This is a genomic window from Streptomyces sp. H27-C3, assembly GCF_030063415.1.
Taxonomy (GTDB): domain Bacteria; phylum Actinomycetota; class Actinomycetes; order Streptomycetales; family Streptomycetaceae; genus Streptomyces.
Genome location: NZ_JASITA010000043.1, coordinates 54,243 through 62,878, shown reverse-complemented (window position 1 = coordinate 62,878; position 8,636 = coordinate 54,243). Strand labels below are relative to the sequence as shown.

General features: G+C 73.8%; 6 protein-coding genes. 2 read left to right on the top strand and 4 right to left on the bottom strand.

What is annotated here, in order from left to right; translation table 11 throughout:
• Positions 1-124: 124 nt before the first annotated feature.
• The 4 genes from QMK30_RS31740 to QMK30_RS31725 all read right to left on the bottom strand — a co-directional run bounded on the left by QMK30_RS31740 (position 125) and on the right by QMK30_RS31725 (position 3,737).
• Entirely contained in the window at positions 125-970 is an 846-nt protein-coding gene (locus tag QMK30_RS31740) for a 1,4-dihydroxy-6-naphtoate synthase (protein WP_283521785.1), read from the bottom strand.
• A complete protein-coding gene (locus QMK30_RS31735; protein ID WP_283521784.1) occupies positions 963-1,724 on the bottom strand; it encodes a futalosine hydrolase in 762 nt (253 codons plus the stop codon). The genes QMK30_RS31740 and QMK30_RS31735 overlap by 8 nt, the downstream gene beginning before the upstream one ends.
• A gap of 16 nt (positions 1,725-1,740) precedes the next feature.
• Positions 1,741-2,244 (bottom strand): DUF2771 domain-containing protein, encoded by a 504-nt coding sequence (locus QMK30_RS31730; protein ID WP_283521783.1) that lies wholly within the window; start codon positions 2,242-2,244, stop codon positions 1,741-1,743.
• Positions 2,245-2,354: 110 nt separating this feature from the next.
• Positions 2,355-3,737, bottom strand: coding sequence for an MFS transporter (locus QMK30_RS31725; RefSeq protein WP_283521782.1), 1,383 nt, complete (start codon positions 3,735-3,737; stop codon positions 2,355-2,357).
• Positions 3,738-4,233: 496 nt separating this feature from the next.
• Here QMK30_RS31725 and QMK30_RS31720 point away from each other — a divergent pair, with 496 nt between their 5' ends.
• Positions 4,234-5,157, top strand: a complete 924-nt coding sequence (locus QMK30_RS31720) for a DUF3027 domain-containing protein (RefSeq protein ID WP_283521781.1) — start codon at positions 4,234-4,236, stop codon at positions 5,155-5,157.
• Between the two features lie 327 nt (positions 5,158-5,484).
• A complete protein-coding gene (locus QMK30_RS31715) occupies positions 5,485-8,631 on the top strand; it encodes a sacsin N-terminal ATP-binding-like domain-containing protein (protein ID WP_283521780.1) in 3,147 nt (1,048 codons plus the stop codon).
• Positions 8,632-8,636 lie beyond the last annotated feature (5 nt).

Below are 8,636 nucleotides of genomic sequence, written 5' to 3'. Positions count from 1 at the left end.
CGTCCAGGTGCGGGAACAACACCCCGAACTTCAAGGCGAGTCGATCCCGAATCTCATGAGGTATTCCCATACCACGTCAACGAGCCAAATCGCCGGAAGCAACACGTTGAATCTCTGCGAGCCCTTAGACGAAGGCCAGCGCGTCGGGGCCGAGGGCCGGGACCAGGCCCTCGGCGGCCGCCCGTGTCAGCAGGCCCCGCACCGCCGCGTAGCCGTCCTCGCCGAGGTTCGCGGTGAACTCGTTCACGTACAGCCCGATGTGCTGGTCCGCCACCGCCGGGTCCATCTCCTGGGCGTGTCCCAGGACGTACGGGCGCGACGCCTCCGGGTCCTCCCAGGCCATCCGCACCGACGTGCGCACCGAATCGGCCAGGGTCCGCAGGCGCTCCGCGCCCAGGGAGCGCTTGGCGATGATCGCGCCCAGCGGGATCGGCAGGCCGGTCGTGGCCTCCCAGTGCTCGCCCATGTCGGCGAGCGAGTGCAGCCCGTACTCCTGGTACGTGAAGCGCGCCTCGTGGATGACCAGGCCCGCGTCGATCTTGCCGTCGCGGACCGCGGGCATGATCTCGTGGAAGGGCATCACGACGATCTCGCCGACCCCGCCGGGCACCGCCTCCGCCGCCCAGAGACGGAAGAGCAGATACGCCGTCGAGCGCTCGCTCGGCACGGCGACCCGCTTGCCGGTGAGGTCGACGCCCGGCTCACGCGTCAGGACCAGCGGTCCGCAGCCGCGCCCGAGCGCCCCGCCGCAGGGCAGCAGCGCGTACTCCTCCAGGACCCACGGCAGCACCGCGTACGACACCTTGAGCACGTCGAACTCGCCGCGCTCCGCCATGCCGTTGGTGATGTCGATGTCCGCGAAGGTCACGTCCAGCGCGGGCGCGCCGGGCACCCGGCCGTGGGCCAGGGCGTGGAAGGCGAAGGTGTCGTTCGGGCAGGGGGAGTAGGCGATCTGCAGCGCGTCAGTCATGTTGTTCCCAACCTTCGAGTACGGGCACGAGCTTCCCGAATGCCGTGGTGAGCGCCGCCAGCGCGGGCCCGATGCGCCAGGCCGCCCGGTCGCGCGGCCCCACGGCGTTGGACACCGCGCGGATCTCCAGGACGGGCACCCCGTGCAACGCGGCGGCCTCGGCGACGCCGAAGCCCTCCATCGCCTCGACGGCGGCGCGCGGGTGCCTGGCGCGCAGTTCGGCGGTGCGGGCGGCGGAGCCGGTCACGGTGGAGACGGTCAGTACCGTGCCGGTGACCGCGCCGGTGGCATCGGCCACGGCCCGTACCAGCGCGGCGGGCGGCAGGTGCTCCACGGTCCCGAAGCCGAGGCCGGTCACCGGGACATAGCCCTCGGGGGTCTCGGCGCCCAGGTCGGCCGCCACGATCGCGTCGGCGACCACGACGGACCCGAGCGGCGCCACGGCCGGGAACCCGCCGCCGATACCGGCGGAGATCACCAGCGCGTACGGGTGCTTCGCCAGCGCGGTCGCGGCTCCGGCGGCAGCCGCCGCGGGCCCGACACCGGCGGCGATCACATCGAGCACGACGTCACCGGCGATGACGGTCGAGGGCGCGTCGGCCGAGGCGATGACGGTCGAGGGCACAGCGGCCGGGGGCACGTCGGGCGCGGTGGAATCGGGCCCCGTGGAATCGGTCGCGGTCGAATCGGGGCCCCACGCGCGCGTGACCGCGTCCCGCTCGGCGGGGACCGCGGTCACGACAAGTACACGCATCAGGTGGTGCTCCCGGTCAGGAGGACTTCTCCAGCTTGAAGTGCCAGATGCCGGTGAGCTTCTTGCCCGACGTCTCGACGATGCTGACCTGGGCGTCCTTGGGTGCCGGCGGCGTCGGGGCGCCCGGCTGGGTCTGCTGCTGCGGGGTGAAGAACGCGCTGCCCGGGATGGTCCGGTAGCTGTTCTTGTACGGCTCCTGCTCGGCGGGCTGGCCGTTGATGAAGAGCATCCAGCCGTGGTCGGCGATGTCCGGGTCGACGCCGAAGCGGACCTTGTCGTCCATGCCGACCTTGATGGTCTTCTCGGCCTTCTTGGTCAAGCAGCCCTGGAGCAGGGACTCCTTGATCGCGTCGCCGTCGTTGTAGCAGCTCGCCTCGGTATTCACCGAGTCGGAGCCGACCGTCACGGTCGCGATCGGCGTCGGCTTGTCGCAAGCGGACAGGACAAGGAGTCCGGCGGAAACGGCACCGAGGACGGCGGCGGTGCGGCGGCCCTTACCGGAAAGAAGCGCAACGGTCATGGGCCGAAGGCTATCGGGCGGCCGTGCTCGCGCGACGCGGGGGTGCGGCGTGCCGCGCCGCGCGTACGAATCCGGCCCACCCGCGCAACTCCGGAGCGCCGTCCGCCGTCTCACGCCACGCGGGGCCGCTCCTGACCACGCCTGGCGGCGGTCAGCAGCCCAGGTACGGACAGCACCGCGCCCGTCGCGATCAGGCCCGCGGCGACCGACATGCCCAGGACGCCGTTGAGGGGCAGTGCGATGCCGATCGAGCCGCCCACCACCCAGGCCATCTGGAGCAGCGTCTCCGACCTGGCGAACGCGGACGTACGCACCTCCTCGGGCACGTCGCGCTGGATCAGCGCGTCGAGCGAGAGCTTCGCCAGCGCCTGGCACAGGCCCGCCGTCGCGCCGAGGACCGCCACCATCAGCCCGCCGAAGAGCAACGCCGCGCAGACGGCCACGCCCAGCGTCACCGCCAGCACGGTCGCGATGATCAGCTCAGGGCCGCGCGACTTGAGCCCGGCGCCCATGGCCGTGCCGCAGGCGTTGCCCACACCCGCCGAGACGCCGACGACCGCCAGGGACACGGCGGCGCTCTGCCCGGACAGCGGATGCTGGCGCAGCAGGAACGCCAGGAAGAAGATCAGGAACCCGGAGAGGCCGCGCAGCGCCGCGTTCGCCTGCAGGCCGTGCAGGACGGAGGGCCCCACGGTGCGCAGGCCGGGCCGGCGCGGCGCGTGCCCGTGCTCCAGGAGCATGGCCTTGCGCTCGCCCTTCGCCGAGTCGACCTTGTGCGGCATGGTGAACGCCAGGAACGTGCCCACTATGAACAGGGCGAACGCCCCGTACAGCGGCCACGCGGGCCCGAGCTGCTGGAGCCCGATGCCGACCGGCGCCGCCGCGCCCGTCGCCAGCAGCCCGGCAAGGGTCACCCGTGAATTGGCCTTCACCAGGGAGAACCGTGGCGGCAGGAGGCGTGGCACGACGGCGCTGCGCACCACGCCGTACGCCTTCGACGACACCAGGACGCCCAGCGCCGCCGGATAGAGCTCCAGGCCGCCCGTCGCCACCGCGCCCGACATCGCAAGCGCGAGCAGCGCGCGCGCCAGCATCGCCCCGGCCATCGCCGCCCTGCGGCCGTGCGGGACGCGGTCGAGGAGGGGGCCGATCACCGGGGCGAGCAGAGCGAAGGGCGCCATGGTGACCGCGAGGTAGAGCGCGACGCGCCCGCGTGCCTCGTCCGTGGGTACGGAGAAGAAGACGGTGGACGCCAGGGCAATGGTGATCATGACGTCGCCCGCGCCGTTCACGGCGTGCAGTTCGATCAGTTTTCCGAGACCCGACTCGCCCGCGCCGTGCGCGTGGGTGGCCCGGCGCAGCCCCTTCGCCGTACCGGTGAAGGGCAGGTGCAGGGCACGACCCACCGACCGGCCCGCTCGGTGCAGTGGACCGGATCCGTCGGACCGCTTTACGGCAACCACTCCGTCATAGTGCCCCAAGCCCCCCGGCATGAACGGCAATACGGCGCACCGGATGCGGCGAGCCGGACGTACTGCCCCGAATGCGCGCCGGCGGGGTCGGGCCGGGGAAGTCGCTCAAGCGGCGCAATGGCGCGAAATCGCCTGTTCCGGGTACGACGGTTGGGTGAGTTTCGTTTTTCGTGGCGCTGTCGGCGAGGTGTTCGGACGGCTGTTTCGTCCGGGCATTCCGGGCACTCGCGGGCTTTCCTGGGCCCGAAGTCCGGTAAAGGCGGCGTGCGTGTGGGCGGGGGGCGGCGGAGGGGGTAGCGTGCGTAGCGCGCCACCGGCGGTTGTCCTCGGCCGCGCGCCTCTCCGTCATCCCGCAGAATGGGTGACAGAAAGTGCGCCCGAGACCGAGACAGGTCGGGCGCGGACGTCGACGCGGCCCACCGGTCCGCTCCGCCCGCAGCCCGCACCTCGTATCTCGTACCTCGTACGGGCATCCGTTGGCGCACCCGTGAGACGGCGTAGGAGAGAAGCGAGACCTGTGAGTGCTGCGACGACGCGAAGCCGAACCCCTGACCGCCTGTGCGCCGAGGCGGTAGACCTCGCCCGTGAGGCCGCCGAGGAGGCTGCCTTCCCCGGTGTGGTGGGCGAGCACCTCTCCTTCTTCGCGGAGGGTGACCGGGTCGTCACCCACATCTTCGGGGCGAAGGAACCGGGATACCGGGGCTGGCACTGGGCGGTGACCGTGGCCCGTGCGTCCCGCGCGAAGCTCGTCACCGTCAATGAGTCCGTCCTGCTGCCCGGCACCGACTCCCTCCTCGCCCCCGAGTGGGTGCCATGGAGCGAGCGGCTGCGGCCCGGCGACATGGGCCCCGGCGATCTACTGCCCACCGAGGCGGAGGATCTGCGCCTGGAGCCCGGTTACACGGGCGACGACGCCCCGCCGCCGGACTCGCCGGTCTCCGAGGAGATGGCCGAGCTCGTCGAGGCGGAGGACGCCGAGGTCGAGGGCGGCTCACCCGCCACACTGCCGCTGGTGCCGACCCGTGGCTCCATCGCGGCGGTCGCCGAAGAGCTGGGCATGCGGCGCGCCCGGGTCCTTTCGCGCTACGGGCTGCACATCGCGGCGGACCGCTGGGAAGAGGCGTACGGCGCGAAGACGCCGATGGCGCTGGCCGCGCCCGCGACGTGTGTGTCGTGCGCGTTCCTGGTGCCGCTGGCCGGGTCGTTGCGGCAGGCGTTCGGGGTGTGCGCGAACGAGTTCTCGCCGGCCGACGGGCGAGTGGTGTCCCTGGCGTACGGCTGCGGGGGGCACTCGGAGGCCGCGGTCATGCCGACGCCGCTGCGGCCGGTGCATGTGCTGGACTCGATGGGGGCGGACGCGTTCACGCTCCGCCCGGACCCGGAGGGCGGTTCGGTGTCCGAGACCCTGGACGCGCCTTCGGAGGAGCTGGGCCACTCCTGAGGGTGGGCGGGGTGCGGGTGCGCCTGCGGCGGGCTGTTCCCCTAGCCGCCCCTTCCCGAAGCTGGGGGCGAGCCCTCAGCTTCCCGGACGCCCTGCGGGCGTGTCCTCAATCCGCCGGACGGGCTGAAGTTGCCGGCGTTTGAGGGCCGGGGGCCGGGGTGGAGCCGCCACGCGGCCGGCAGCCGCGAAGTGTCACAGCAGGGAAGGGGCGGGTAGAGGAAAGCGCCGCAGGCAACCCGCCCCCGCCCGCACCCGTCCCCCTACCCCCGCCCCGCGCGATACGTTCGGGCCGCACATCGTGAACCGGCAGCAGAAGCGGAGACAAGCGTGAGCGTCAGGGCGACCGACGAAGCCGACCCCTTCGGCACGGCACGGCTGCGACGCGGGGTACTCGACGCGTGGAGCGCCAGCCCCGCCCGCTTCCGTGAGGACGCCAACGCCGAGGAGGACCTCGCCCTCGGCGGCTACCGCGACCGCCTCGTCGTCGAGTTGGCCCAGAACGCCGCCGACGCCGCGGCCCGCGCCGGCGTCACCGGCCGCCTCCGGCTCACCCTGCGCCCCGCCACCGCCGACGACCCGGCGATCCTCGCCGCGGCCAACACCGGCGCACCCCTCGACGCGATCGGCGTGGAGTCCCTCAGCACCCTGCGCGCGTCCGCGAAGCGCGAGGACACCAACGGCGCTTCGGTCGGCCGCTTCGGCGTCGGGTTCGCCGCGGTGCTGGCCGTCAGCGACGAGCCCGCCGTCCTCGGGCTGCACGGCGGCGTCCGCTGGTCCCTGGCCGAGGCCCGCGAGTTGGCCCAGGAAGCGGCCCTCGCCGCGGGCAACGGTCTCGCCGACGAGCTGCGGCGCCGCGATGGCCACGTACCCCTGCTGCGGCTGCCGCTGCCCGCCGAGGGCACCGCTCCCGACGGGTACGACACCGTCGTGGTCCTGCCGCTGCGCGACGGCGCGGCCGTCGACCTTGCCGAGCGCCTCCTGGGCGGCATCGACGACGCCCTGCTCCTGACCCTGCCCGGCCTCGCCGACGTGGTGGTCGAAACACCTGAAGGCACCAGGACGTTGACCCGGTCCACCCCGGACGCGTACGTCCACATCGAGGACTCAGGCGGCCGGGAAACGGCCCGCATCACGCGCTGGCGCACCGTCACCCGCACCGGGCCCCTGGAGGCCGCCCTGCTGGCGGACCGGCCCGTCGAGGAGCGCCTGCGCCCCCACTGGTCGGTCACCTGGGCCGTCCCGGTGGACGGCGAAGGCTCACCGGAGCGCCCCCGTACCGCGCCCGTCGTGCACGCGCCGACCCCCACCGACGAACCCCTCGGCGTACCGGCCCTGTTGATCGCTTCCCTGCCGCTGGACACCGCCCGCCGCCACCCAGCGCCGGGCCCGCTGACCGACTTCCTCGTCCAGCGCGCGGCCGACGCGTACGCCGAACTGCTCGCCGCCTGGCAGCCCGTGTCCGTCGGTACCGTCGACCTCGTCCCGGGCCCGCTCGGCAAGGGCGAGCTGGACGGCGCGCTGCGGGCCGCCGTCATCGACCGGCTGCCGCGCGTCGCGTTCCTGGCCCCGGCCGCACCGTCCGACGAACTCGCCGCGCTGCGCCCGTTCGAGGCGGAGGTCCTGGTGGGCGCGGGCGCCGACACCGTGCGCGTGATGGCCGAGGTTCTGCCGACGCTGCTGCCCGCCGGCCTTGAGCGCCGCGCCGAGCTGCGCACCCTCGGCGTCGGTCGGCTGCCGCTGGGTGACGCCATCGAGCGCATCGCGGGCGCCGAGCGCGAACCGTCCTGGTGGCGGCGGCTGTACGAGTCCCTGGCCGGCGTCGACCCGGACCATCTGTCCGGGCTGCCGGTACCGCTCGTCAGCGGCCGTACGGTGATGGGCCCCCGCCAGGTCCTGCTCCCGCTGCCCGGCTCCGGCGCGGACGAGGGCCGCACGGCGGGCGCCGAGCAGCTCGGCCGCCTCGGCCTGAAGGTGGCCCACCCGGACGCCGCCCACCCGCTCCTGGAGAAGCTCGGCGCGCTGCCCGCGACCCCGCGCGCCGTCCTGACGACCCCGCAGGTGCGGGCCGCCGTGGCCGCCTCGCTGGACGACGACCACGCGGTGTGGGACGAGGACGCCCCGGACGCGGAGGAGCTGGCCGAGACCGTGCTCGCGCTCGTACGGGACGCCAACCTCGCCCCCGGCGACGAGCCGTGGTTGGGCGCGCTGGCCCTCCCCGACGAGGACGGCGAGCTGTCGCCCGCCGGTGAACTCGTGCTCCCGGGCAGCCCGTTCGCCGCCATCACGCGCCAGGGCGAGCTGGCCCTGTGCGACACCGAGCTCGCCGAACGCTGGGGCGAGCAGCCGCTGACCGCCTGTGGCGTCCTGGCGACTTTCGCGCTCGTACGCACCACGGACGTCGTCCTCGACCCCGACGAGTTCGAGCCGCGCCACGGCGACTTCGCCGAGCCCGACGACGCGGGTCTGCTGGACGCCGTCGACGTGTGGTGCGAGGACGTTGTCGACCAGCTGCCCGAGACGTCCGTGCCGCCGGTCGTCACCGAGCTCGTCGCCGTGCGGGATCTGGACATGGTCGACGACGACGCCTGGCCGCAGGCCCTGGCGCTGCTCGCGAAGCCGCCGCTGCGCGACGCGCTGACCCAGCCGGTGCGCGTCCTGCTGCCGGACGGGACGACGCGGACCGTACGCCCGTACACCGCCTGGTGGTTGCGCGACCATCCGGTCCTGGGCGGGCGCCGCCCGGCGGGCCTGCGCGCGGCGGGCAGCGATCCGCTGCTCGACGGGCTGTACACCCCGGCGGACGCGACCGGCTTCGACGACGAGCAGGTCCTGCGGGCCCTCGGCGTACGGACCACCGTCGCCGCCCTGCTCGACGAGCCCGGCGGCGCGGCCGAGCTCCTGGGCCGTCTCGCGGACCCGGCCCGCACGGTCACTCCGCGCCAACTGCACGCCCTGTACGGCGCCCTGGCCGACCTCGACCCCGACCAGGTCACCCTCCCGGACGAGCTGCGTGCCGTCGTGGACGGCGAGCTGCGGGTGGTCGACGCGGCGGACGCGGTGGTCGCCGACGCCCCCGACCTGCTGCCGCTGACCTCGGGCCTGGCACTGCTCCCGGTGGCCCCGTCCCGCGCGGCCGACCTGGCCGAGCTGTTCCAGGTGCGCAGGCTGAGCGAGTCGACGGACGCGGCGGTGACTTCGCGGGGCACGGTGCGCGAGGTACCCGAAGCGGTGCGCACGCTGCTTGGCGCGGGCACCCCGGCGACGTATCTCGAACACGAGGAACTGCTCGCCGGTGGCGTCGAGTTGGACTGGCGCCGCACCCCGGACGGGGTGGTCCACGCCGCCACTCTGGAGGGCGTGGCGGCCGGTCTGGCCTGGTCGGCGGGGCAGTGGCCGCGCCGCTTCGAGGTGGCCGCGCTGCTGGAGGACTCCTCGCGTACGGACGAGATGGAACAGGACCGCTGGTTCGACTGAGGATC